The sequence below is a fragment of the Paenibacillus ottowii genome (genome assembly GCF_050516475.1).
Classification (GTDB): Bacteria; Bacillota; Bacilli; order Paenibacillales; family Paenibacillaceae; genus Paenibacillus; species Paenibacillus ottowii.
The window spans coordinates 4,921,493-4,947,689 of the sequence record NZ_CP191577.1 but is presented as its reverse complement, the minus strand read 5'-3'; the positions used below and the strand labels follow the sequence as shown (position 1 = coordinate 4,947,689).

Sequence of the window (26,197 nt, the reverse complement as noted above, 5' to 3'; positions counted from 1 at the left end):
TCACTTTAAATATAAAATCTCGAGGAGGTAGTGGAAAATGGTTGTGGACATCAAAAAAATTTTTCCGATTCCTGGTGTAGAATATTTGACAGCCAAAAGAAATATCGTGATCGAGGATTTAAATGTGAATAACTCTTTATATTGGATGCAGGCGCTCTCGTCTTTGTATCCGGAGTTCGCAGAAGAATTTAAAACGGTCTTTATCTCTCAAAACGAGTCAGGAAAACCTCATATCATTTTAGGTTTGGGTAATTATGTATCTATCAAAGTATCAGCAAGTAAAACGCTGTTAAAAACGAATATCTATATTCAAAATAAAATGCTCTCTGAAATCAACGAATATGTGAATGTAACGCATATGCCTTATAAGGATATTTTTAATAAACTTTCAGAAATGATGAAGACAGTTCAGATGCAAATCCCAGAAGAGTTTGCGGATATGTCATTTTTAGGTGGCTGGATGTGCGAAACCATTCATGATGAATTGCAGGAAGTTGCCGTGTTTACCCTCCCCAAAATCCTTATTCAAGGAACGGAAAATCAATTTGATGTCCTTAGCTGGTTTAACGACGTAATCTTGCCTACCTCAGAGACCATTAGCTATTTAGAAAAGGCAATTCAGGAAGAATACAAAGGGTCGATTTCTTATATACCTGATCAAGATACCTATATGAATAACCTGAATCAGATTTTAGATCAACTGGGTAACAAGGAATTTGCCAAGGTGGTAGTGACCAGAAAGGCAGTCATTCAATTAGAAGGAATGAAAAGTATAATCCCCTTATTCTCGAAAATAAATCAAAAAAATTATCAGGAATACAGTTACTTTTTTAGTTGGAATGATGGAAAAGAGTGGTTTGGTGTATCGCCTGAGGTACTGCTTATTAAAAAGGGACAGAAGGCGATTAGTAAACCGCTTGCAGGTACACGCAAAATTGCATACGGGCACAAAACAGAGGAGGAAATTATAGCTGAATTGCTTCATGACAGTAAGGAGAATAAGGAGCATCAATATGCTGTCAGTCTCATGGTTAACGATCTGAAGGAATTGGCGGTTAACAAGGATGTAGTTATCAGTGAGGATAAACATATTCTCAAAACCCCGTATGCCTTCCATTTGAAAACTCATATGTATGCTTCCTTAAAAAAAGAAGTTTCTACATTTGATGTACTCGGCAGCATTTATCCGCCTGCTACGATATGGGGGGTTCCGCGTTTGGAAGTAGAGCCCGTGCTGTCCGAGGTTGAAGCATTCAAACGGGAGTTTTTTGCAGGTGGTTTTGGTTATTGCAGAGCCAATGACGATTCCAATTTTGCGCTAACGATACGAACTGCTTATCTGGAAAATGGAAAGTTACATATTTTTGCTGGAGGCGGGATTGTTGAACATTCAAATCCTGAAAATGAATGGAAGGAAACTAGAACGAAAATGACTCCGTTCATCGGGAATATTGAAATTACGAATGAAACTAAAGGGGGAAGTTTGCATGTTGGACATTTATAAATATAATAAATCGGCTCCGCCTTCAATTCATGATGTTATCCAAGCGACCTTAAAATGGCATTTTTCAGAAGATACAGGCTCCCCCTTTTGGCTGGAAAAGCGCACCTCCTTGCCTTTCAACCCGCTGCATGACATTCAAACATTGCAGGATCTGGATGAGTTTCCCGACTATACGGAAGAGATGAAAAGGATTCCCGTGGAAAAATTGATTCCTAAAGGGATGCATACATTGGATTGGAGCTTTGAAGTGTTTGAAAGTGGGGGAACGACAGGCTCTCCTCAGAAGATCGTCGACATGCTTTCCAGAAAGAAAGCTCTTGAATGGGTATTTCAAGAACTGAATGATCAATCTGTATTCGAAAATTGCACAGGGCACTGGCTGCATGTAGGCCCTACGGGACCCCATATCGTAGGCCGTTCGATTGGACGGATGGCAACCTACCTTTCCAAGCTGTGCTACTATATTGATTTTGATCCGCGGTGGGTAAAAAAGTGCTCCAAAAATGGAGAATTCGATGTTGTTAAGGCCTACATACAACATCTTTTAGAGCAGGTTTCTACGGTGCTGGAAACGCAAAATATAGAAGTTTTATTTGCAACTCCGGCGCTCCTGGAGGCGATGAGTAACAATGAAAAGCTGTCCTCCTTAATTCAGAAGAAAATTAAAGTTATCATTTGGGCAGGTACCTCTATTGATGAAGGCACACTGGATGCGCTGGAAACTTTCATTTTTCCAGAAGCCCGCTTCATCGGGTTGTATGGAAATACGTTAATGGGCATCGCACCTCAGCGCCAAAAATTCAAAGACGATCCTAAAGCCTGTGTTTTTCAAACATTACATCCCTTTTCTATTGTTCAATTAGTGGATAAAGAGAATCACAGAGTATTAACACCATATAACACCTATGGACAAGTCAAGTTGACTTTATTCTCTCCTGAATTGTTTATCCCATCACGCCTCGAGCGGGATCAGGCCCTGCGCGTTGCTCCTGTAGGTAGTTATACTTGGGATGGCGTAGCCGATGTGAGGCCGATGGAAAATGTGAAAGAGAAAATCTTCGAAGGGGTTTATTAACCTATGCATATTCCTTTTATATGGTCTGGAGCGAGATACGAGTCGAAGCATAGAAGAGATTTAACATCTCTGCAAGGTTTATCTCTAGGTGAAATAGATGAGCTCCCGTCCATCCTCATATCGAGAATCGCTCATGAGCTAAAAGCAACTCCGAAGCAAGCGTTGGCTGATATCCATAAAGCTTTCAAAAAAGCTGCCGATTTATTTGGTTCAGCTACGCTAGATGGAGAGAGTCCACAAGATTATGTACGCTATGTGCATTTGATATCAGGCGTTCCGCTGAAGGCGATTGAATCCTCGGTAAAAGAATTAAGTCATGCCTTGTCTACAGCTGAACAGTATATTATCGGAAGTGCTCCAAATTTGGCTCCTATATATACGGAAGATGCACCACGGAAAAATAAAACAGCCTATTGGGTACCGAAAGGCCAAATTTTATCTGTTATCGCGCCCGGTAATAATCCGGCTGTGCACAAAGCCTGGATTGAAGCGCTGGCAGCAGGTTATAAAATTTTATTGCGGCCTAGTGCAAAGGATCCTTTTACACCTTACCGCCTGATCCGTTGCCTGTTAGCTGCTGGAATCTCTCCCTTTATGATTGCGCTGGTTCCTGGAGATCATTCTATAGTCCAAGCCATCGTAGACGCAGGTGATCTTGCACTCGTATTTGGAGATCGTAATACAGTCGAGCAATACAAAAGCAATCCAAAAGTAATTACACGAGGACCGGGCTATTCAAAAGTATACTGGCACTTTGAGGCAAGTAATCACGACCTTACTGCATATGATCAAGCGAGAGATGTGATTGTTCGCTCCATCGTAGATGGTGGAGGAATGAAGTGTACCAATGCAAGTGGGATTGTCGTGAATAAAGCTCATCTTCATGAGCTAGATGAAATCGCGCAGCAGCTAAACGGGTATGGCTCGAATGGTTTGCTAGATTATACAAGTGATCTTCCCGTATTTGCGTCAGATAAAGCCTATGCGATTAGAGACTATGTTCACCAAATATTTCATTCCACCGACATCCTTTGGAAAAATGTCAAGGATGAAGAATGGATTATAGACTATGGAGACGGTACCGCCGCGCTTTCTCCCTTATTGGTCCATATCAATCATCTACCCGATCATATTCGACATATGGAGCTGCCCTTTGCCTGTAGCTGGGTATACACAGCTGAACCAGATGAGGTCCGCCAAACTCTGAAATCTACCTTGGCACTAAGTCTGCTAACGGAGGATCAGGATTTAATCCATTGGGCTATTACCGAACCGACGATTAAAAAATTAGTGATCAATAATGCACCGACATGGACTACTCACGATATGGTTCCTCACGACGGCTTTATTACAGAACATCTTTTTATTTCAAAAGGTGTAATTTAGGAGGGAAAATATGAGTATTCAAACATCTAAAAAACTTGAGTTGATTGATTTATCTATTGCTTTTTCCAAAGGGATGCCTAAATATAGTGCGAAATGGTTTCCAGAGTTTACGTTTGATGAAGTAGCTCCGGAAACGATGACGGCCGCAGACTGGAAACGACGCTTTACCATTGTATCTTTGTTCGCACATAATGGCACTCATGTGGAGTCTTCCGACCATGTATTTCGTGATGGAAAAACAATCGACCGGGTTCCTCTACAACACTTTGTAGGGTATCCCGTTTTGATTGACCTGACCGATATACCAAATCAAACCGAAATTTCAGCAGATCTCCTTAAGCAAAGACTGGCTCCTCTCACTATAGAAGAAGGCGAAATTCTGTTATTCCATACAGGCTACGATGATAGAGAATGGGGAAAGGAAGGCTTTTGGGATCGCTCCCCGTGGCTCAGTGCAGAGGCTGCGGCTTATATTGCCTCCTTAAATCCTGTTTTCATAGGGCTGGATTTTCAAACTGAGAAACCTGCTGAGAAAAACTTTGTGGTGCATAAAAATATAGTTTCACAGGGCGCGGTTCTATGCGAGTATTTATTTAATTTATATCAGCTCGACTCTGACACTTTATTCGTAGCCCTGCCTATCAAAATTTCCGATGTAGAAGCTTCACCTGTTCGAGCGATTGGCATCAAGGGATTAAGGGGCTAGATCATTACCATGGCGAAAAAAATATGCATAATTAGCGGTGCAGCCAGAGGGATCGGGAAAGCCACGCTCTATAAATATGTCGCAGAAGGATATACATGTATAGCAGTTGATAGGGATCTTAACGCTTTAGAGCAATTACAAGCAGAGGTTTCCACAGAAAAAGCTGCTTCGATAACAACATGGTGTGTGGATCTTCTGCATGACCAAAAAGAGTTGAAGGATCAGCTTGCTGATTATGTACCCGACACAGAAACGCATCTGACCTTAGTCAATAATGTAGGCGGTTCTCAAGAGAAACGGACGCCTTTTCATGATATTTCATGGGAAAGCTTTAACTCATCTTTTGTTTTTAACTTAAAGCCTGTTCTTCAGCTGACACAAGCTTGCTTTCCCGTAATGAACAGAAATCAGAGTGGAAAAATTGTGAATATATCTTCTATATCTGCCCGTAAAACGCTAAAAAATGTAGGTGCGGATTATTCGGCGTCCAAAGCGGCTGTCATTGCTGTTTCCCGGCATTTGTCCAATGAATTTGCCGAGCATGGAATTCTGGTGAATACAGTATGCCCTGGAATTATCGGAACCGATCGCATCCTTCATAGATGGAAAAATCGTGAAGAGAAGATTAATCACGAGGTGCTGAGCGGTATACCATTACTTCGTTTGGGGACGCCGGAAGAGGTAGCCGAGGCTGTTTATTTTCTGGGTTCAGAAGCAAATCAATATATTACAGGAGCAGTTCTGGACGTGAACGGTGGAATGTATACGCCTTAAACCAAACCTGCTTGAAAGGATGAACATGTTGCAAAATAACAGAGTGGCATTAGTTACAGGCAGCTCTAGAGGTATCGGTGAGGAAATCATTCAAAAGTTGTCTGAGTCCGATATGGATGTAGTGATTACGTATCATAGTAATAAGCAGCAAGCAACTCATCTGTTGGATACCATCAAAAAAAACAATCGAAACGGGTTATTGGTACAGCTTGACCTGAGAGACGAGTCCTGTATTCTTCGGGCTTTTGAGGAGATTGAAAAGTATTATGGGAAACTGGACATTTTAGTTAACAATGCAGGGATTGGAGTTCCCCAACCCATTGAACAGCTGACGCTAGAAGAATGGAATCATACCTTAACGATTAACCTTACCGGAGCATTTTTGTGTACCAAATATGCTATTCCGCTGCTTAAAAAAAGCGAAGAAGGTAGAATTATTAATATTTCCTCTGTAGCGGCCTTAACGGGAGGAAGCTTCGGCCCTCATTATGGCGCTTCCAAGGCTGGATTGATCGGATTAACTAAATCCTCAGCCCGTGAGCTGGCGAAATACAATATTAGTGTGAATGTGATCGCGCCAGGCCCGATCGCTTCGGAAATGACAGATTCGTTAAATGACGCTGTGATGGAAGGGATTATTGGGAATACGCCGCTGGGGCGCTTGGGCAAAAAATCTGAAGTTGCGGAGCTTGTGCTCCAGCTGGCCAATCCGAAAATTGGTTATCTCACTGGACAAACCATTGTCATGGATGGCGGACGCTATATGCAATAATCGCATACATTTAATGGTGATCCAATGTGTAGGCATATGGCTCCTTTGAAAGTCGCTAATTTAGCGGCTTTTTTTTATCGCTACAAGTTGTATCACGTCGAAAATAGAACTTACTTCGATTGCCGTAAATTCCATGTAAGCGTTTGACATATTGGAATATCAATCTATAATTATGAACAGAATTGGACCACGCCGAGATGGGAGAGTCCCTAGGAGAATGGGTCGGAATGACACTAAAAAAAAGAATGTTTTTATTGTTTTTTCTTAGCGCGTTTATTCCCTTTATCAGTATATTTGCAATTTCTTATTATACCATTGACTCTATTTTTGCGAATAAAATCAATGATGGAATTAGGAGCAATCTACAACAGGTAACTTCATCACTGGAAAATTCAATTACCAATCTGAATCATGTTACTCAGCAATTATCATATAGCGGTACTTTAGGCAAAAAACTGGATGAAGTCTTGAAACCTTCCTCCAATATAATTGAATTGATTGAGGCTAGAGATGAATTAAAGAATGAGTTAAATGTTGTAACGTTTACTAATCCGAATATAGGCTTGACCCTATATTATTTCCAGAAAGAAGGCGCTACACAGTTCGCTAACTTTCCCATCAAAGATCGTTTTGCTCCTGAGTCTTTGCCTGTGCTTTTCAAATCTTATGGCATTGTGTACTATGGTCCCCATATCAGTATGAACCGATTTAATGACCAGCTCGTTTTATCTGCCATGCGAAAGGTACAACTGCCTCAAAGGGACGATGTATATATTTACGTCGAATCCGGCTTTCGTCTTACAAAGGATATACTAGGTTACAACCAATACCAAGGAGCTTTATCGCATTTGATCCTGAATGGTGAGGGCCAAATTGTTTACAGTGAAATTCCAGAGACGATGAAAGTCGGGGAGAATTTCTCCAGCTTATCGAAAAGTGCTGCAAAAGACGGAATATCCCGTGACTACCATTGGTTTAAGGAGGACTCCGCTCAGAATTGGAGCGTCATCTCGGTAATTTCGCAGGCTAAGTATCAACAGGAGAAAAACCAGTGGTTGCTTCAAATAGTACTGGTCGCTTTATTTTTTCTCGGCTTTACTGTATTTCTTGCTTGGCTTCTGTGGAAGATGGTCTACAAGCCACTCGGTCTGTTCCATTCGGAAATTAACGGAATGTCTCAGAATCCACAAAAGGCAGGCAGCCAGACCCGAACTCACATTCCCGAGTTCGATTTTCTATTGGGCGAATTCTCAAATATGCAGCATCAAATCGGTGACCTGTTCAAGGAAGTGCAGCAGAAAGAGAAGATCCGTGCAGATTTGGAAGTAGAAAAATTGTTATATCAGATCAATCCTCACTTTCTGATGAATACGCTAGATACTGTACACTGGCTGGCCGTCATGAATGGACAAGGAGAGATTGACAAGTTGGTACAATCTTTAAACAAGCTGTTGTATTACAATTTGGGTAAATTAGGGCAAGTATCGACGATGGAAGAGGAAATTAACGCGCTAAGACAGTATCTAATCCTGCAGCAAATTCGATATGACTTTGAATTTGACGTGCGTATTTCAGCGGATGACCATGTGCTTCAAATACCTGTGCCTCGTTTTATTCTACAACCGTTGGTTGAAAATTCTCTCTATCATGGACTGAGTGACGAAGGATTTATTCAAATTGAAGTTACACTCACCAAAACGCTGAATATTCTGATACAGGATAATGGAGCCGGCATGACCGAGGAAGCGATTCAAAGACTCTTGAACAATCGTATAGCAGAACATAAAAAAGTAGGGATGGGCATCGGACTCAATTATGTTCACCGCATGCTGAGGGCACAGTACGGAGATCAAGCACAACTGGTGATCGAAAGTGAATTGGGTACAGGGACAAGTATTCTGCTCATACTTCCTATCAAAGGAGAAGATGTTCGGGGATGATTAAAGTATTGATTGTGGATGACGACAAATTGGTACGAAAAGGCATAAGCTCCGCGATGCCATGGAATGAGTTCAATATGGAAGTTGTAGGAGAAGCAAGCAACGGGTTGAAAGCACTCGATTTTCTGAAATCTCAACCAGTTGATCTGATGTTGACGGATCTCGCGATGCCGGTGATGTCAGGTATTGAACTGATGCGAGCTGCAAGGCAACTCTATCCAGAGCTTCATATTGTCGTATTAACACTGCATCAAGATTTCGATTATATCCAGGAAGCGCTCAGGCTGGGAGCTATTGACTATATAGCCAAGGTACAGCTTGAGAAGGAACAATTCGAACATGTGCTGCATCGAATACATACCCGAATTGACGAGCTGGCGAATAGAAAAGGAAAGCAGCCGCTGCTAAGTGAGACCAATGTCCACTATCGCCATGTGTATGCACTTGTTTCACTGGGGCGCAAGTTAGGACAGAGCTGGCCGATTGAACCGACATCCAGTGGAGAAGAGATCCGATGGGAGGTTGAGCGGAATAGTTGGATGTGGGTGGCACCCATGGACGTAGAGGATCAGCTGTTCCATAAACTTAAGGAATACCTGAATCAAGTTTCCCAAGGCGCCTTGCTAATTATATCCGATGTACAAGAGCGAACATGGTCGCAAATCCAAAATTGGATTGTGAATTATACAGAAACGTCCTTATTCTACGCATACGACCCTTATGATCCTGTCATATTCGTTTCGATGAATGTGGGGGACTCAATTCCAATAGAACCGCAGGATGAAGACATGGATCGAATTAAGCAAAGTTGGTTTCTATCACCATGGACTCATAACGACAGTTACTACAACCAACTGATTGAACAGTTTAAATCACTAAGACTGCATAAAAGCCAGCTGATGGGATTGCTATACTCGATCGTTATGGAATGGAATCACCTTTTTGCCCAAACTAAGCTGGGTAGAATCTCAATGACCCATTCTTTTCTATCCTGGTCTGAGGTAGAAGCTTGGATCAAGCAGACCTCTGTGGCCATTCGTAAGGCAGATGAACAGACTTCGTATTCACAGGAGATTGTAGACGCCGTCAAAAAATCAATTATGATCATGCAAAATGATTTGGATCAGGCTTTTACAGCTTCAAGTCTGTCCCGGCAACTAAACATTAGCCGAAGCTATTTCAGTCAATGCTTTAAGGATCTGATGGGGAAAACCTTTAATGAGTACTCCCGTTTTATACGAATAGAGAAGTCAAAAGAGTATTTATTGAATACAAATAACACGATTTTCTGGATTGCGGAGCGAGTGGGTTATACGGATGAAAAATATTTTAGCCGAATTTTTCGTGAATTGACAGGCCTGCTGCCAAGTGAATATCGACAGCTGGGCAGAGGGGATAAAAAGCGTACTCTTTTATAATTCCATTAGTCAAGCCGACAGATTCCTGTTTAGGAGATGCCGGTTTTTTGTGCTTCACTTTGGTTAGTAAGTAAGGATAGACAGTTGTATGTCAGTAGGTAGGATAAATGCTTACAAGTCAACTATGGCTTCATGGACTATCATGAAACCGCATACATTTTTCTATCCAAACAGACGTCCAATCCCTATCCTGTTTTGTCTTCACCTAGTTTTATAATGAAAGCGTAAACAACAATGATAGAGAAATATTCAGAACGAAGGGGAATCGAATGAGATGACAACTAAATGGTCCGCAAAAAGCAAATTGTTGACGAGACGTCTGGCCGTGCTGTCGATATCTGCCCTGATGATTTCAACCCTTGCAGCCTGTGGGGCTTCATCCAACCCTCCCACTGCGAAGGAAGCGGGCAAATATGAGGTAACACCCGGAGACCCATTCAGTGCTTATAAAGACGAAATAACCGTCACGATGGGTCGTGTGACTACGGCCAACCCGAAACTGCCGGCTGGAGATTCGTATGAGAACAATGCGTATACTCGACTGGTCAAAAAAGCGTTTAACGCTCAGATTAAAGACCAATTTGAAGCCAACGGAGAAGATTACAGCCGTCAGGTTTCGCTCGCCATCGCCTCTGGAGAACTGCCTGACATGATGCGTGTCGATTCCAAGGATGAACTCAAAGAGCTGGTAGATAATGATCTGATTGAAGATATGACGGAAATTTACAAACAGTATGCCACAGATAATATCAAGAATATTTACGACTCTTATGAGGGTCGGGCGTTAGACAATGCGACGATAGATGGACGTTTAATGGCGCTTCCAGCTACTTCTCTAGATTCCGCACCAACCATGGTCTGGGTTCGTCAGGATTGGCTGGATCTACTGGGAATCCAGCTTGACGCAGACGGAGATGGTGCCATCAAGCTGGACGATGTGGAGAAAACGGCCGAGGAATTCTTGAAAAGAGATCCGGGCCAAACCGGGAAACCGGTAGGCATACCCTTTGTGAACACCCTGAATACAACTGACTATAATGGTTCTGCCTATACCATGCTTGGAGTTGCCTCAACGAAGGGTTCATTCCCTCAGTACTGGATGAAGGCTAAAGACGGCAGCATTGTTTATGGCTCAACAACAGAGGAAACCAAGCAGATGCTAGGCGTCATGGCAGATTGGTTCAAGAGAGGCATCATCGATCCGCAATTTGGAACACGCACATTTGATGATATTACGGCACTGTACACCAACGGCCAATGCGGTATTGCTTTTGCACCATGGCATATTCCCGACTGGGGTCTGGGCAATGTGAAGCAGAAGGATAAGAATGCGAAATTCATGGCTTACACTTTGGAGGATGCAGATGGAAAGGTAAACGTGGCACACGCCAATCCTGCTAATCAGTTTATCGTTGTAAGAAAAGGATACGAACACCCAGAACTCGCCGTTAAAATTGTAAACCTTTTCTACGATAAACTGGCAAATGATAAAAATGTGGGCACAACTATGCCAGAAGCTGCCAAGTATCAAGAGAACGGCGTAGACGGTTCTACCAGACCGTTTAATATTGAAGTCAACTCGGCTACCTCGTTACTGGATGACTACTCTGATATCGTTCGCGGGATTAAAGGAGAGATAAGTTTGGATCAGGTCCGGACAACAGAATCAAAGAACAATATTAAAAGTATCCAAACTTACTTGAGCAATATGGATACGGATAACGTAACAGCCTGGTCGAAATATCACTCGCGTATTAATGGAGTGGGACTCATTGACAAACTGACACGGGAAAACAAATTTGTATGGATGACACCCGCTTTCTCCGGAACTACACTAAGCATGAAACAGACCTGGGCTAATCTGACCAAGATGGAGCAGGAATCTTTCATCAAAATCGTGACAGGTGCAGAACCTCTGAATTACTTCGATACATTCGTTAGCAATTGGAAGAAGCAAGGCGGTGATCAGGTAATTCAGGAAATTAAAGATGAGGTTGCATCCAAAAAATAAACAATCATGAACTGAAAGCAGGGCTGCGAATACGCAGCCCTGCTTTAGGAAAGGGGTCCCTCCATGAAACAGGGGAATAATGCAAAAAGCCGATTGGGCACGGGTGCCATGTATCATCTGATGATGCTTCCAGGTATTTTATTTTTGCTTGTATTCAGCTATGTTCCGATGGTCGGTGTCATTACGGCGTTTCAGGATTATATACCAGCCAAGGGGATGTTTGGCTCTAAATTTGTAGGGCTGAAGCACTTTATTTATATGTTTAAGCTGCCGGACATCGCACAGGTTTTTAGTAATACGTTGGTGATTGCCATTGCCAAGATTCTATTGGGAACACTGATGGCTATCATTTTTTCCATTTTGTTAAATGAGATCCGCATTAGATTCGTTAAAAAAACCGTACAGACAATCGTTTATCTGCCACACTTTCTATCCTGGGTAGTTCTAGCGTCTGTGGTTGTTAACATGTTCAGTTTGGATGGAATTGTGAATCAAATTTTGGCTTTTTTCGGTCTGGAGAATATTAATTTTCTCGGCAGCAACACCTGGTTCCAGCCGCTGATCATTGGAACAGACGTGTGGAAGGAGTTTGGTTACAGTTCCATCGTTTATTTAGCTGCAATTACTTCAATTGATCCAGGTCTGTATGAAGCGGCAGGAATGGATGGAGCCAGCTGGTGGAGAAAGGTATGGCATATTACGTTGCCAGGCATGCTGCCTATTATCCTGCTCATGGGAGTGATGAGTCTAACCAATATTTTGAGCGCAGGCTTCGATCAAATTTATAATCTGTATAATCCAGTTGTCTATGAGTCGGGAGATATTCTGGATACTTATGTATATCGGATTGGACTCGTTGGGCGACAATATAGTTTCGGTACGGCTGTTGGCCTGTTCAAGTCAGTGATCGGTATTGTTTTGCTATTGTCCGCCAACCAATTGGCCAAAAAATACACTGACCGTAAAATATTTTAAGGAGGCAAACCCTGTGTCATATTCTAAGAGCCCAAAAGGTCGAATTGGCGGGTTAGTCATCTATACCATTGTCATATTGCTGGCATTGATCTGCCTCCTTCCATTATGGAATATCGTTGCGATTTCATTTAGCAGCAGCGAGGCCGTGTCAGCTAATGCTGTAGGTCTCATACCGGTCAATTTTACAACCGCGGCGTATACGAAAATTATCGATGATGCTCAGTTCTGGCGTTCCTTTGGCATATCTGTTCTACGTGTTGTGCTCACACTTCTTCTCAACATGATTCTTATTGTTCTAATGGCCTACCCGCTTTCCAAGTCGAAAAGGGAATTTAGGGGCAGAAACATCTATATGAATATCATGATTTTTGCCATGCTGTTCAGTGGCGGGATGATCCCAAGTTATCTGCTGATCAAAAACCTCGATATGCTCAATACAATTTGGTCGCTTGTTCTACCAGGAGCTGTCCCTATATTCAGTGTCATCCTTGTCATGAACTTCTTCTCTGCTGTACCTAAGGCCCTTGAAGAAGCAGCATTCATCGATGGAGCGAGTCCGCTGCAGGTCCTGTTCAAAGTGTATGTGCCCGTGTCCATCCCTGCGCTGGCGACGGTAGCACTATTCAGTATTGTGGGAACATGGAATGATTTCTTCAGCGGACTGATCTATATGACCCAAGTCAGCAATTATCCGTTAATGACTTATATTCAGTCCCTTAATGTGAATATTGCGGAGCTTCTTCAATCCGGCACCAACTCAGCACAACTCAGCAACCTGACTGAAATTTCAAACAAAAATCTAAATGCTGCAAAAATCGTAGTCGCCGTCATCCCGCTACTGCTGATTTATCCGCTGCTTCAAAAATATTTTGTGACTGGAATTGTTGTAGGATCAGTAAAAGAGTAATTGTATGCTGTTATATCCACGGAGCTTTCAAGATAGTAATGTTGACTCCCTGTACTCAAGGCAGTTCTTGATTTTTAGCATGATCGTATTTATTTGTCGCTTCACGAATAGGCTGTATAGACGCCAAAAGATCTGTAAAAAAGCCTAAACGTGGGGAAGTGACCTGATGCCATTATCCGGTGAAAATGTAACAGAATCGGAAATGATTTCACCTACTGAAGACTTGCTGCGTGAACACGGTGTATTAAGACGAATTCTTCTTATTCAAGAGGCGGTACTGTCCAACTTTTCGTTGGTAGACTCACTTCGACAAGGCGGATATATTCTCTATGCGAGGCATGCAGAAGCAACAGAGGGAATAGATCAACCATACCTTAACTTCCAGAATTGCTCTACCCAAAGGAACCTTTCTGAAAAAGGTAAAAGACAGGCTATAGCCTATGGAGAATTACTACGCAGCTTACGCATCCCCCTTGAACTTCCAATTATCGCTGGTCCTTTTTGCAGAACCCAGGAAACGACTGCTTTAGCTTTCGGATGGGAGAATGTTCAAGTTAATCCTTTTTGGTATCAAATTTATCGATTGAGCGGCGTTTTGAACCCGATAGAACAGGAATGGATATTAAGTTCTCTCAAATCAATCTTGGAAATCCAACCGTCCCCTGGTAGTAATAGGGTCATTATCGCCCATAGTTTCCCAAAGGGGATTGGTTTAGGCGAAATTTCAGATATGGGAACTATCGTTATAAAGCCTTATGGAGTAGGCAAAGGTTTTGAAGTGATTACACAAATATCTTTAGAGGAGTTAAATACTAAGAACTTTTAGAGATAAAAATAGCAGATTAAGGGTAATGATTGGCAGGGCAGAAGTTGAGCAGGGAGTTAATTTATTCCCTATGCTCGACTTTTTTATGTCTTGCTTGAAATTCGTATACAAGATCGACGATGTCACTGTAAATATAGCACGGAAGGCTGGAGACATGTTTTTTCACGTTTAACCATGTTAAAATAATAGAATAATTGGAAACTTGGCATGGAGAGAAGGCAGGTTGAATCAATGAAACCAAAACTTAATGATGTTGCACAATTAGCTGGAGTTTCACCGACTACGGTTTCTCGCGTACTTAATAATCGTGGCTATATCAGTCAAGAAACGAAGGACCAAGTTCATAAAGCGATGCAGGAGCTAAATTATTTTCCTAATGATGTGGCTCGGTCATTATTTAGTAAACGAACAAATCTGATTGGATTAATCATTCCAACTACAAGCAACCCATTTTTCGGAGAGCTGACTTTTCATATAGAGAATATCTGTGCGTCATTAGGCTATAAGCTGTTGCTTTGTAACAGTTTGAATCAGTTGGATAAAGAAGAGTCATATGTAGATATGCTTATGCGAAATCAAGTTGATGGTATTATCGTTGGTACACACAACCGAGGTATCGTAAATTATGAACAGAAGAATATTGCCGTCATTGCCATCGATCGTTTCCTATCCGATTCAATCCCAGTTGTAGGATCAGATAATTATATGGGCGGAAAACTGGCGTCAGAGCTGCTTATTGGAAAGGGATGCAAGCATATCTTGCACATCAATGGTCCTGTTGAATTGGAAACACCAGCAAGCTTAAGAAGAAAAGCATATGAAGATGTGATGGAACAGTATGGTCGAGAGGCAATTACCTATGAAGTACATGATCCCTTTCACCAACAGAATCACGATGAACCGATTAAACGCTTACTTGATGAACATCCTGAAGTAGATGGATTGTTCGCGAGTAACGACATGGTGGCTGCGTCTTTTATTGCTGAAGCAAGAAGAAGAGGAAAACGGGTTCCTGAAGATATCCGCGTAATTGGATATGACGGAACAGAAACAACCCGTAATCTTCTTCCTGAATTAACAACAATTCAGCAACCAATACAGGAGATCGCGAAATCTTCCATAGAGTTACTTATTAAAGAAATTGAAGGCGGCTTCAGTGATGTCCCGCGAGAAACCTATCTACCCGTGAAACTTATTGAAGCTAGTACAGCTTAATACAATTTCCATAGTTTTCAGCATTATGTATAAGGTGGAGCTAACCTTATTGGAGTAATTGAAATCAAAGAGGAGAGCTCTTTTTCTTTCGAAGATATGTCAAGCGGTTGACATATGAAAGCGGTTGACATATAATCAGTCTGTAAATACGAAAGTGCTTTCATTTACATTAAATGTTCAACTAAGAGGAGCGTTCAATATGGGAAAGTCAAAGAGCATGTACTGGAAACTAAGTGCCTATTTCTTCTTTTTTTTCTTTACTTGGTCAGCAAGTTATTCATTGTTTTCCATCTGGCTAGGGCAAGAAATCAGTCTGAATGGTGCTGAAACAGGTGTTATCTTTACTGTAAACGCTATCTTTGCACTATGTATGCAACCGCTTTACGGCTATATATCTGATAAAATCGGGTTGAAGAAGCATATTTTATTTCTAATCAGCTCTTTACTTTTATTTGTTGGCCCTTTCTATATTTTTATCTATGGGCCGTTGCTTCAATACAATGTGTTTCTCGGCGCCATTGTAGGCGGGCTATACTTGGGTATTGCTTTTTTGGCGGGGATCGGAGCTATCGAATCTTATGTAGAGAAAATCAGCCGAAAATATGACTTTGAATACGGAAAATCTCGTATGTGGGGCTCGCTAGGTTGGGCAGCAGCAACATTTTTCGCTGGTCAGCTCTTCAATATCAACCCTAACATTAACTTCTGGATTGCATCAGTATCTGCTGTCATTCTGTTTATCATTATGATGACAATTAAAGTTGAAATGACAGAATCTGAGGTGGAACGAGCAGAATCTGTTAACTTTAAGCAAATCGGCTATTTGTTTGCAAATAAGCATTTGTGGTTCTTCATTTTATATGTTCTTGGTGTTACCTGTATTTACAATGTGTATGATCAGCAGTTTCCGAATTACTTTTCATCGACGTTCTCCACGGTTGCTTTAGGCAATCAAGTTTACGGTTATTTAAATTCTCTACAAGTATTCCTGGAAGCAGGCATGATGTTCTTAGCGCCTTTCATTGTCAACAAAATTGGAGCAAAGAAAAGTCTGATATTGGCAGGATTCTTGATGGCGTTCCGGATCATGGGTTCAGGCTTAGTTATAGGACCTTACGGTATCTCAGCTATGAAATTGATTCATGCATTGGAACTGCCAATCATGCTGATCTCCGTATTTAAGTACTTGGCAGCTAATTTCGATACGCGTCTGTCCTCAATCTTGTATCTGGTGGGATACCAGTTTACGAGTCAGGTAGGAGCTTCGATCTTCTCGCCAATCGCCGGTATGTCTTATGACATTAGAGGCTTTGCAAATACGTACGTAATTATGGGTGTTTTCGTATTTGCCTTTACAACCATCTCAATCTTTACCTTAAAGAAAGAACCGAAAAAGCTGGATCCCAAGCCTAACAAGCATATGAAAACAGCATAGGAGGAAGACAAATGAACAGCACATATATTAACAATACGAAGCAAGCTGAGGAAGCATTAAAACAGGCAGAAGCGAAAATGAACAAGCGGTATCGATTAGGTTATCATATTATGGCACCAGCAAACTGGATTAACGACCCCAATGGATTAATTCAATTTAAAGGTGAATATCACGCCTTCTATCAGCATCATCCTTATAATGAGAACTGGGGTCCAATGCATTGGGGTCACGTGAAGAGTAAAGACCTTGTACATTGGGAGTATTGTCCGATTGCATTAGCACCAGGAGATGCGTGTGATCTTGATGGCTGCTTTTCAGGAAGCGCAGTAGATAATAACGGCGAACTGACATTGATCTATACTGGCCATCACTATATTGATCAACCCAATAATATCTTTTTCCAAAATCAAAATGTGGCAGTAAGCACAGATGGCATTCATTTTACAAAACTAAGGCAGAATCCCGTAATCGCTGAACCTCCGACAGATAGCTCCCAGCATTTCCGTGATCCGAAGGTATGGAAGCATGAGGATACATGGTACATGATCCTAGGTAACAGCACGAAAGAAGATCTGCCGCGTGTTATTCTATATACATCTCCTGATCTTAGAACTTGGACCTATCATGGTGTGCTTCTGCAGGGAGATAAGAATATGGGCTTCATGTGGGAGTGCCCTGATTTCTTTGAACTGAACGATAAGCATATATTCATGTTCTCCCCACAAGGTATCGAAGCACAAGGAGATAAGTACAATAACTTGTTCCAGACGGGATATTATGTTGGCGAATATAATTATGATAGTAATGAATATAAGCATGGAGAGTTCATCGAGTTGGATAACGGTCATGACTTCTATGCGGTTCAAACTTTTCTAGATGATCAAGGTCGCCGCATTGCGATTGGTTGGATGGATATGTGGGAATCGGATATGCCGACAAAAGCAGACGGCTGGTCCGGAGCGCTGACGATCCCACGTGTAATTACGTTGGGCACCAATAATAAATTGCTGATGAATCCAGTAGAGGAAATGAAGTTGCTTCGTCAAAGCGAACATGTTTTGTACCAATCTCACGCTATTTGTGGAAGTTACTTGGCGGAAGTTGAAGCGGATCTGCTTGAAGTGAAGGTCGTGTTCGACCTGACAAAGTCAAGTTCAGACCTGGTAGGCTTGAAGCTTCGCGGAACAGGTGAAGAGGAGACAGTTATTACTTATTCTATCCTGGGTCAGAAACTTATGCTTGATTGCTCTAAATCAGGCAAGAAAACGGATGGAGTACGTCAAACAACCTTAAGTGCAGAGGGACAGTTGACGTTGCATGTATTTCTGGATCGCTCTTCCATTGAAATATTTGCGAATGAAGGGGAAGCTACGATGACCAGTCGTATCTATCCAAGTGAAAAACTGCTAGGCATAGAACTCGTATCGGAGGGCGGAGAGGCTATAATAAATGAATTGACATACTGGAAATTGAAAGATATCTGGCAAACTGAATAACTCGATGAAAAAGGTTGCTTTCTGAGTCGTTGCATGACTTAGAAAGCAACCTTTTCACGATGCAGTACCGAACTGAGGTTGCTTCAGTTAACTAATTCTACAGTTTACTTCAAATAGCTTCCCGTTTCTCCAATTCCGCCTCTGCCATTCAATACATATACCCGTGCATTTCCTTTACCAGAGCATGTCAGGGTAATCTTGCCATCAGTAACAGTTTTGGAATCACCAGTCACTGCATCCACATAGGTTCCGTTGGGAATGCCGGTAAACGTGGCGTTGCCCGAAATCGTGACCAATGCAAAGCTGTCAATGCCTTTGTCGCTGTCGGTATATCTTCTCTTAAACGCCAGATCGCCCGACACATTCTCTGTGGAATACTGGCCTTTTTGCAAGGCGGGAACAGCTCTTCTGATTAAATTAAGCTGTCTGATATGTTTCGCCAGAGGATGGTTGAGCGATTCCGCAAGCGTACCGGTAGCATTGGTGTATTTGCCGTAATCTTGTACCGTAACATTGCCTTCTATATGATCGCCATAATAAGCCCGTCCCGTTTTGCTTAGCGGTGCGTTTGGACCCGGATCAATGACTGCACCCTTTTGAAATTCAATTTCGGAACCGTAGAAAATAGCGGGTATTCCACGGAAGGTGAACATCAGATCGAGATTTTCAGCCCAAGTATCCTGTGTACCCGCGAATCTTTGATTTTCTGGAGCCTGGTCAGGCGCATAGTCATGTGAGTCGACATAGGTTACATTCCACGTAGCATCATTATAGTATTGGTCGCCACTTTTCATATTGAATGCTTCATGAGCGCTCTTAAATGCCCAATGCATTGGGAAATCAATCACATCCATACCCGATTTCATCGAATAGTCAGGCTTATGATAGGTATTTCCGTTTAAGAAAGCATTGTTCGAGGTTGGCTGTCCTGCTGTAGTAGAGTTGTCCGCCCACTCTTTTTCAACTGACGCTTTATTGGAGGCGTAGTCATTTTTCCCATCGCCCGGATACGATTTCGAGCTTTTCCAAGTATAGAATGGCGTCGAGATCGCTGGAATTCCACTGTTCCATACATCTCTGTAACGAGTGGCTACTTCTCCAAAAATATAGAAGTCCGAGCCGCCTCTTGTCTTCCAGGCAGGAATATAGTATTTATTGAAAATATACCGGCTCACATGCTTCACCGTATCGACACGGAAAGCGTCCACCCCCATGTCAATATAGTGATTGTAGGTATCAATTAGATATTTGTTAACTGCAGGATTTTCTGTGTTCAGGTCCACACAATCGCCCGCTATCTGTCCGGTTTGAACTGTATACGATTCCCAGGAAAGACTTTTCTCTGTATGGTAAATGTTATTATTCGTTCCTTCGTTCTTCATTAAATCGAGCCTTGCCTGATATTGCTGATCAGGCGTCAAAGTATCATAGTTTGACGGCAGCTTATCTGTAGTTTTCACCAAGTTGTTAGCAGTATCTGGTTTAGCCGGATCTTTCTTAAACATGGGGTACAGATTCTCTTCACCAAAATTACCAGTATGATTGACGACGATGTCCTGAATAACCTTCAGCCCTTTGGCATGGGCCGCATTGATCAAATCCTGATAAGAAGCTCCTGCCGACTCATATCTAGGGTCTACTTTGGAAAAATTTATCGCATGGTAACCATGATAATCATAACCGCTGGCATTCTGCACAACAGGTGTAATCCAGATGGCGCTGAACCCGAGGGCTTTGATATAGTCGAGCTTTTGAATCAGCCCCTTGAAGTCTCCTCTCCAAGCCGGGTCCGAATCCGGATTACGCGCTTTGGTATCATCCCATGCATGTACATTGTTGCTTGGGTCACCATCATAGAACCGGGAAGTGATCACGAAGTAAATAGTGTCTTCCCGAAAATCGCCCTTATCTCCAATATTATAAACAAAGCTTTGTTTGGTTTGATTTCCAGCACCATCTATAACGAGAAATTTTAATGTCGTGGTTTTAGAGATAAGGATGGACGGTCCGGTCAATCCGTTCAGAGCATTGCCAAGGACATAAACTTTTGAACTTATAGTTGGTTCCGTACCATCTTCCGTATAGTATGTCTTGGTCGTTGCCGCCTTGTTATCTTTGATAGTGAAGGATACAGTCACCGAGGAATCGGAATGCCCGGCAGGTAAATTCGCTGTGATTGTCGGAGCTTGCAGATCTGTATTCAGGTCAATCACATAATCGAAAGAGGATGCATTTCCAGTTTGGCCGATTGAATTGACAGCGATGGCCTTGATAGTCAAAGAAGAAGCAACTTTAATTGGAGAGGTATACAAGGTCGAGGATGTCGTAGGTGTCGAACCGTCTAGCGTATAGTAAATCTTATCGTCACTGTTGGTACTGGACAGCGTCACCGTTTGGGACGAATCGTATGTTTTGGGTACAGGAGAGGCAGAAATCGCTGGAATTTTGGGCATTTCCGGGTTGGCATCATACCATGTGTTATCTGTGTAATACCAGCCCTCTTTCACACTGCGGGACAAGTCGGCCGTCTGTTTGCCGCTACCGTCATTAAAAATGAGACTTGAGCCCATAGCCCCGGCAATGGTGTAACTGTACCAGTCGTTTCCATCCGACTTCATCAAAATTCCCGGCCACGCCCCGCTTATTGGAACAGTTGCCGGATTCAGATTCCAGTAATGGATTCGAATCGCTGGGTTCCAGCTTGAAGGCTTCTTAAAGTGAACCGTTAACCCAGTTTGAGTTGAATTAAGTGTTGTGGTAGGTGCATATGTTGCGGTAACGGTAGAAGTGATCGAAGCGGTGGTCGATGGAAGAGCAGTCGCTGTGGAATTCATGTAGGTGGCTTTATAATTGTTGTTGCTCGAAGCTACACCGGGTAAACCGAAGAAGTTGAAGCAAAGCGCTACAATAATCAACCAAGAAATAAAACTCCCCGTTTTTTTTCTTAGCAAGTTAACAACCTCCTGATAATTTTAGTAGGATAGATAATGCAATCGGTTGCATTAAAAAGTAAAAAAAAGAAAGGCATTTATTTTGATAAAATGGATTCATTGATCGCCTCCTTCGTTGTATATTTGGAAAACAATCATTGTACACGCTTACAAAATAAACTATGAGAACAGCGCATTCAGACAGGCTCTATACCAATGATTTTTCCTTTTATGATTATATCAACCATACTTTTACTGGTCAATGCTTTGCTAGGGACATATATTTCAAACCTAAGATAGTCTGTTCATAATTGAAGCCAATATCCGAAAAGCTTATAAATTTATCTTGAATATAAGTGTTGACAAGTTGTTAAATAAATGAAATCATGTCATTGAGTGCAATCAAATGCAATCGATTGCACTCAATGAAAGCGTATACAGTTTGTTTTGTCCTCTTTTATTTACTCCTAATCTCATAAGAGAGGTTGGTTGTAAAATAAAATTAACAAAGGAGTGTTTAAGCATGAGGAGGAAGACAAGCCCCGTTTTGAGACGTACCTGGAGTATTGTTCTCTTTGTCGTATTGTTGTTACAAACGATTGGGTTTACTCCCGAAGCACAGGCGAATGCTGATGTTCAGCAGTTAGGCGGTTCAGACTCGAAGCTAACAGCTGCCACAAACTACGAACTTCCGGAAAGGACGAAGGATGGTCTTATTTTTCATGCGTGGAACTGGTCTTTTGCCAACATCACCAGGAACCTTCCTGAACTGGCTCAGGCGGGATTTAAAGCGGTGCAAACTTCACCAATCCAAGCCAACAAGGAAGGGGTGACAGAAGGCAGCAAGTGGTGGATTTTGTACCAGCCTATCAACTTTAATATTGGCAACTCTCAATTGGGAAGCAGGGAGGATTTCAGACAGCTTTGCCAGGAAGCGCATAAATACGGCATAAGTGTTATCGTTGATGTTGTCGCCAATCATACGGGGAATGCGGGCGGTGGAAATCAGCAGTATCAGCCGGCGCATAATGTTGATCCGGTGATCAAGAATAACCGCTATTTCTGGCATGAGGCCAGAGGCGTGGAAAACTGGAATGACCGTTGGCAAGTCACGCAGTGGGGAATTGGTCTGCCCGACCTCAACACGTCTAATCAGGAATTGCAAGATATCATTATCGGCTTCCTGAATGACGCCATTTCCTTGGGCGCCGACGGCTTCAGATTCGACGCCGCTAAGCATATTGAGCTGCCTAACGATCCGGGGGGCTCCAACTTCTGGCCCCGGGTACTGGGCTCGTTGAACAATAAGGACAAACTGTTTAATTACGGGGAAGTGCTTCAAGGCGGAGCTGACAACTTTGCTAGCTATGCCAATTACCTCAGTTTGAGCGCCTCCAGCTACGGGGGCAGTGTCAGAAGCGCTGTTGGCTATCACGGTGGCACCAATGTTGATGCGGCCAAATCTTTTAACGCTAATAATGTAAGCCCTTCCAAGTTGGTTACCTGGGTGGAATCGCATGACACTTATGCAAATGACAACAGCGAGTCGACGGGGTTGAACGATTGGCAGATCAAAATGGGCTGGGCAATTATCGCCTCCCGGGCGGAGACGACCTCTCTGTTCTTCAACAGACCGGCAGGAAGTGGAAAATTTGCGAATCGACTCGGCGATGCGGGGAATACGCTCTGGAAGGACCCGGACATCGTTGCCGTTAACAAGTTCCACAATGCAATGGTAGGTCAAGACGAATACCTTAGGACTCAAGGAAATCAAATTATGCAGGTTGAACGCGGAACCAAGGGCATGACGATTATAAATCTTGGAGGCAATGCTCAAATCAACTCCCCTACCAGACTGGAGGACGGCGTTTATCAGAACAAGGCCAGCGGTGGTGGATCGTTTACGGTATCGAACGGCAGAATTACTGGTCATCTGGACGGAGGCAAGATCGCCGTACTGTATAATGTGGCGCAGCAAACTCCGACAGTATCTGTCGATCCCGGAGAAGGCCCTTTCTATACAGATTCTGTTAACGTGAGAATAAACTATTCCAATGCAAACTCGGCAACCTACACTTTGAACGGGGGACCGGAAATTCCGTTCAAATCAGGGGATATGGTCAGCATTGGCGCTGGGACTTCAATCGGATCAACGTTTGTTCTGAAGATTGTAGCCGCGAATATGTCCGGTCAAACAGAGAAGACTTTTAGGTATACGAAGGAGGAACCGAGCTCGGGTATAACCGTTCATTTCTACAAGCCTTCTAGCTGGGGAGCACCGAACATCTACTATTACGATGATTCCGTAACTCCGCTCAGGGAAGGCTCTGCTTGGCCGGGTGTGGCCATGCAGGATGAGGGTAACGGCTGGTATGTATATAGAGCTCCGGGCTGGAAACAGGCAAAGGTCATATTCAACTCCAACGGAAATCAGGTGCCCGGATCGCAAATGCCTGGATATGCTGTAAGTGGCGAGAAATGGATCAAAGAAGGGCAGATTACTTCGCAAAATCCCCTCTGGATAACCGACGGTTACGATCAATAACCGAAAGTAGCATTCCACGGGGATAGTCTAGAGATTTTTATTATGACAAGATGTTGATTCCCAAGAAAAAATAATGAGTAGTTGATCGATAAGTATCAAAGTTAACTGTATACGTAAGGCTAAAAAAGTATGGGATAAAGTAAATGGGAATAGACACGTCTGAAAAGCCAAGAAAAAACACCATGCACTCCAGAAGGAAAACAAATTCATTCATAGTACCGCAGACTGCGCCCATCCAGGAGATCGACACCCAAAACGAGAGCTTGCAGAACAGAGGGCCAGTCGTCAAGAAATTGCCAGCGTATACGGAAATGGTTTTATAACGCTATTATGGCTCTTCCGCTTCGGCTCTTCTGTTTTCACAGGAGAAGAAAGGAAGGAAATTGAAATAGGCAGTATCAATTGTTCAAGGAAAAGGGTAATCACTTTGGCTTTTGCTTCTTTGTCACTTTTGTGGGCTAAATGTAATAAAGTAGAAAAAATACTCATGTTCATCCTTATTTTATCGTCCACATGTGAATGTATAATAATTTTATAGTCATTCGTACAGCTAGATGATAGGTGATGGGATGGGGTAGCTTCAAAAGCTTCCCCTAACTTGGAGCGAATTTTACCTGGTGGCGACGCCCGGTGAAGTTCGCTCTTTTTGGCATGCGATGGCAACAATGATCGCATTTTGCTTTATATTGATGTTTTCTGGAGCACCTACGGTTTTGCCACGCTAAGATCATGAGAATCAATATTTTACCGAATCCCCCAGCGTCCACAGAAATATTAGTAAAATCGCAAACAACGCTATCACTTACATCCTATTTTTTTCGTTCATTTCATATTTTAGCCCAAACGGAAATTCGCCGTGTTTTATAGTCGGTGGAGGGATCCATCTTTTGGTAACTCCCGAAATTGAATATTTGAAAGGTCAAAGAATTTTCAAAAATGGATATTATATCCTGTATTTGCAACGCGAATAATCTCCAAAGGGGAGCTATAAATGGTTAAAAAAATTCAGTTGCCATCGCAAACCCTAAGTCTAGGTGTCTTCTTTATGGTCTTGGTCTTGATCTCTTTCCTAATTTCTTACACAAGTCAAGCTAACACCTGGACAAAGAGCATGGTCCACCGCGATTCCGGTAATTTTGGCTCTCTGCTACGAATTCCGACGGGGATTCTAACCAATCGTTCGGCGCAAGGCTGATGAATACAGTCATTTTCCTTGGCTACCTTTCTCTGTCCAGTAGGCGGGAGATGTCGGACAAGTCCAACCCTTTTGTAGTTCTTAGGTTCGTGTTTGCCGGTATCGGGAATGGGGCGGTCTTGAGTTTGCGTCGGATATTATCAGGTCCACAGCCAATGCCGTGATAGTGACTGATGCCAAGGGTGTGATCTGTCAGAAGAAAATAAAGTTCTAGACTGAAAAATAAAGTGTTAGACTAGGCAAATAAAGTTGTAGACTGAAGATGCTTCATTGAGCTAACTGGCAGTTTAGTTTAGGCAGCGAGTATTTAATCCAGCTGCCTTTTTCTCTGTTTAGTGCCGACTTTTGTTTGGTAGAACACTCAGATGCACGAAGTGTCCATTGAGTAAGCAAGAAGGATTCGAAAATAAACGATATTGGAACGAACATTGTGCGTATTTTAACGCCGAAGGTGCTTCTATTATAGCTCCAGTTTTCACAGCCCCCCCCCTAAATAGGGTCAATGATGGACATTATAATGATAACCAGTAGTTCAGACGTTAACAGCTGTCTCCCAAAATAACGCTTGCCTTAAAGTGTACTTTAAGGTTTAGGATGAGGAAGAACCAGCCGATTCCGTCTGAAAATAACCGATAAGGAGCGATCCGGCCAATGGCATTCACGATCAAAGAAGCTTCAGAGCGGCTTGGTTGCCCGGCTCATACGATTCGTTTTTACGAGAAGGAGGGATTGCTCCCTTACATTAAGAGAGATAAGAACGGGAATCGACTGTTCGAACAAGACCACCTAGATTGGATCCGGCTGATGACATGTTTCCGGGCGACAGGGATGAAGCTGTCGTTGCTGAAGGAGATGGTGGATCTTGCGCTCGATGGTGATTCCACGATTCCACAGCGCAAAGCGATCTTGAACCAGTACAAGGTAGATTTATTGCGCCGCCAGAACGAATTGGCCGAAGCGCTCGACGCCGTCAATAACAAACTGTCGATATACGAAGACATCGAGAAAGGGAGGATCCCTTCCGAGAGCCAGTTGTTAATCAAGATGGAGGAGTCAGAGCGACAACAAACATAGAATGAGGGATTAA

The 26,197-nt window shown here is 42.7% G+C and carries 19 protein-coding genes; 17 read left to right on the top strand and 2 right to left on the bottom strand.

The genetic code is table 11. From position 1 onward, the window contains the following. Window positions 1-37: 37 nt before the first annotated feature. From ACQQ6X_RS23030 to ACQQ6X_RS22960, 15 genes are all read left to right on the top strand, one after another. A complete protein-coding gene (locus ACQQ6X_RS23030; RefSeq protein ID WP_305167206.1) occupies window positions 38-1,504 on the top strand; it encodes a chorismate-binding protein in 1,467 nt (488 codons plus the stop codon). Continuing rightward, entirely contained in the window at window positions 1,488-2,579 is a 1,092-nt protein-coding gene (locus ACQQ6X_RS23025) for a hypothetical protein (protein ID WP_305167205.1), read from the top strand. The genes ACQQ6X_RS23030 and ACQQ6X_RS23025 overlap by 17 nt, the downstream gene beginning before the upstream one ends. A gap of 3 nt (window positions 2,580-2,582) precedes the next feature. After that, on the top strand, window positions 2,583-3,965 hold the full coding sequence (locus ACQQ6X_RS23020; RefSeq protein ID WP_305167204.1) for an aldehyde dehydrogenase family protein: 1,383 nt from the start codon (window positions 2,583-2,585) through the stop codon (window positions 3,963-3,965). Between the two features lie 10 nt (window positions 3,966-3,975). Continuing rightward, window positions 3,976-4,671: a cyclase family protein gene (locus ACQQ6X_RS23015; protein WP_305167203.1), complete on the top strand. Its 696-nt coding sequence runs from the start codon at window positions 3,976-3,978 to the stop codon at window positions 4,669-4,671. A 9-nt stretch (window positions 4,672-4,680) separates the two neighbouring features. Then, entirely contained in the window at window positions 4,681-5,445 is a 765-nt protein-coding gene (locus ACQQ6X_RS23010) for an SDR family NAD(P)-dependent oxidoreductase (RefSeq protein WP_305167202.1), read from the top strand. A 19-nt stretch (window positions 5,446-5,464) separates the two neighbouring features. After that, window positions 5,465-6,217 (top strand): 3-oxoacyl-ACP reductase family protein, encoded by a 753-nt coding sequence (locus ACQQ6X_RS23005; protein ID WP_326403611.1) that lies wholly within the window; start codon window positions 5,465-5,467, stop codon window positions 6,215-6,217. 227 nt (window positions 6,218-6,444) lie between these two features. Beyond that, on the top strand, window positions 6,445-8,157 hold the full coding sequence (locus ACQQ6X_RS23000; protein ID WP_305167200.1) for a sensor histidine kinase: 1,713 nt from the start codon (window positions 6,445-6,447) through the stop codon (window positions 8,155-8,157). Continuing rightward, window positions 8,154-9,575 carry a response regulator transcription factor gene (locus tag ACQQ6X_RS22995; RefSeq protein WP_305167199.1) on the top strand — a complete coding sequence of 474 codons (1,422 nt, stop codon included), beginning with the start codon at window positions 8,154-8,156 and terminating at the stop codon, window positions 9,573-9,575. Before ACQQ6X_RS23000 ends, ACQQ6X_RS22995 begins: the two co-directional genes overlap by 4 nt. 274 nt (window positions 9,576-9,849) lie before the next feature. Further along, window positions 9,850-11,586: a sugar ABC transporter substrate-binding protein gene (locus ACQQ6X_RS22990; protein WP_305167198.1), complete on the top strand. Its 1,737-nt coding sequence runs from the start codon at window positions 9,850-9,852 to the stop codon at window positions 11,584-11,586. A 63-nt stretch (window positions 11,587-11,649) separates the two neighbouring features. Then, the gene (locus tag ACQQ6X_RS22985) at window positions 11,650-12,561 is read left to right on the top strand and encodes an ABC transporter permease (protein ID WP_305167197.1); all 912 of its coding nucleotides are present in this window, start codon (window positions 11,650-11,652) and stop codon (window positions 12,559-12,561) included. 13 nt (window positions 12,562-12,574) lie between these two features. Further along, window positions 12,575-13,468 carry a carbohydrate ABC transporter permease gene (locus ACQQ6X_RS22980; RefSeq protein ID WP_305167196.1) on the top strand — a complete coding sequence of 298 codons (894 nt, stop codon included), beginning with the start codon at window positions 12,575-12,577 and terminating at the stop codon, window positions 13,466-13,468. 166 nt (window positions 13,469-13,634) lie between these two features. Next, window positions 13,635-14,294, top strand: a complete 660-nt coding sequence (locus ACQQ6X_RS22975) for a histidine phosphatase family protein (protein ID WP_305167195.1) — start codon at window positions 13,635-13,637, stop codon at window positions 14,292-14,294. Window positions 14,295-14,525: 231 nt separating this feature from the next. Then, window positions 14,526-15,509: a LacI family DNA-binding transcriptional regulator gene (locus ACQQ6X_RS22970; protein ID WP_305167194.1), complete on the top strand. Its 984-nt coding sequence runs from the start codon at window positions 14,526-14,528 to the stop codon at window positions 15,507-15,509. A gap of 199 nt (window positions 15,510-15,708) precedes the next feature. After that, window positions 15,709-16,944, top strand: coding sequence for an MFS transporter (locus tag ACQQ6X_RS22965; RefSeq protein ID WP_305167193.1), 1,236 nt, complete (start codon window positions 15,709-15,711; stop codon window positions 16,942-16,944). 26 nt (window positions 16,945-16,970) lie between these two features. Further along, complete coding sequence (locus ACQQ6X_RS22960; RefSeq protein ID WP_430493605.1) at window positions 16,971-18,440, top strand: glycoside hydrolase family 32 protein; 1,470 nt, start codon at window positions 16,971-16,973, stop codon at window positions 18,438-18,440. A gap of 104 nt (window positions 18,441-18,544) precedes the next feature. Here the strand turns inward: ACQQ6X_RS22960 and ACQQ6X_RS22955 are convergent, their stop codons facing one another. After that, entirely contained in the window at window positions 18,545-21,391 is a 2,847-nt protein-coding gene (locus ACQQ6X_RS22955) for an alpha-amylase family glycosyl hydrolase (protein WP_305167191.1), read from the bottom strand. A gap of 526 nt (window positions 21,392-21,917) precedes the next feature. On the opposite strand from ACQQ6X_RS22955, the gene ACQQ6X_RS22950 reads away from it, so the two are divergent. Beyond that, window positions 21,918-23,915, top strand: a complete 1,998-nt coding sequence (locus tag ACQQ6X_RS22950; protein ID WP_430493498.1) for a starch-binding protein — start codon at window positions 21,918-21,920, stop codon at window positions 23,913-23,915. 285 nt (window positions 23,916-24,200) lie between these two features. Here ACQQ6X_RS22950 and ACQQ6X_RS22945 read toward each other — a convergent pair whose 3' ends face one another. Further along, on the bottom strand, window positions 24,201-24,590 hold the full coding sequence (locus ACQQ6X_RS22945) for a hypothetical protein (protein ID WP_326403610.1): 390 nt from the start codon (window positions 24,588-24,590) through the stop codon (window positions 24,201-24,203). Window positions 24,591-25,761: 1,171 nt separating this feature from the next. Between ACQQ6X_RS22945 and ACQQ6X_RS22940 the strand changes: the two genes are divergently transcribed. Further along, window positions 25,762-26,184: a MerR family transcriptional regulator gene (locus tag ACQQ6X_RS22940; protein WP_305167188.1), complete on the top strand. Its 423-nt coding sequence runs from the start codon at window positions 25,762-25,764 to the stop codon at window positions 26,182-26,184. Window positions 26,185-26,197: the final 13 nt, after the last annotated feature.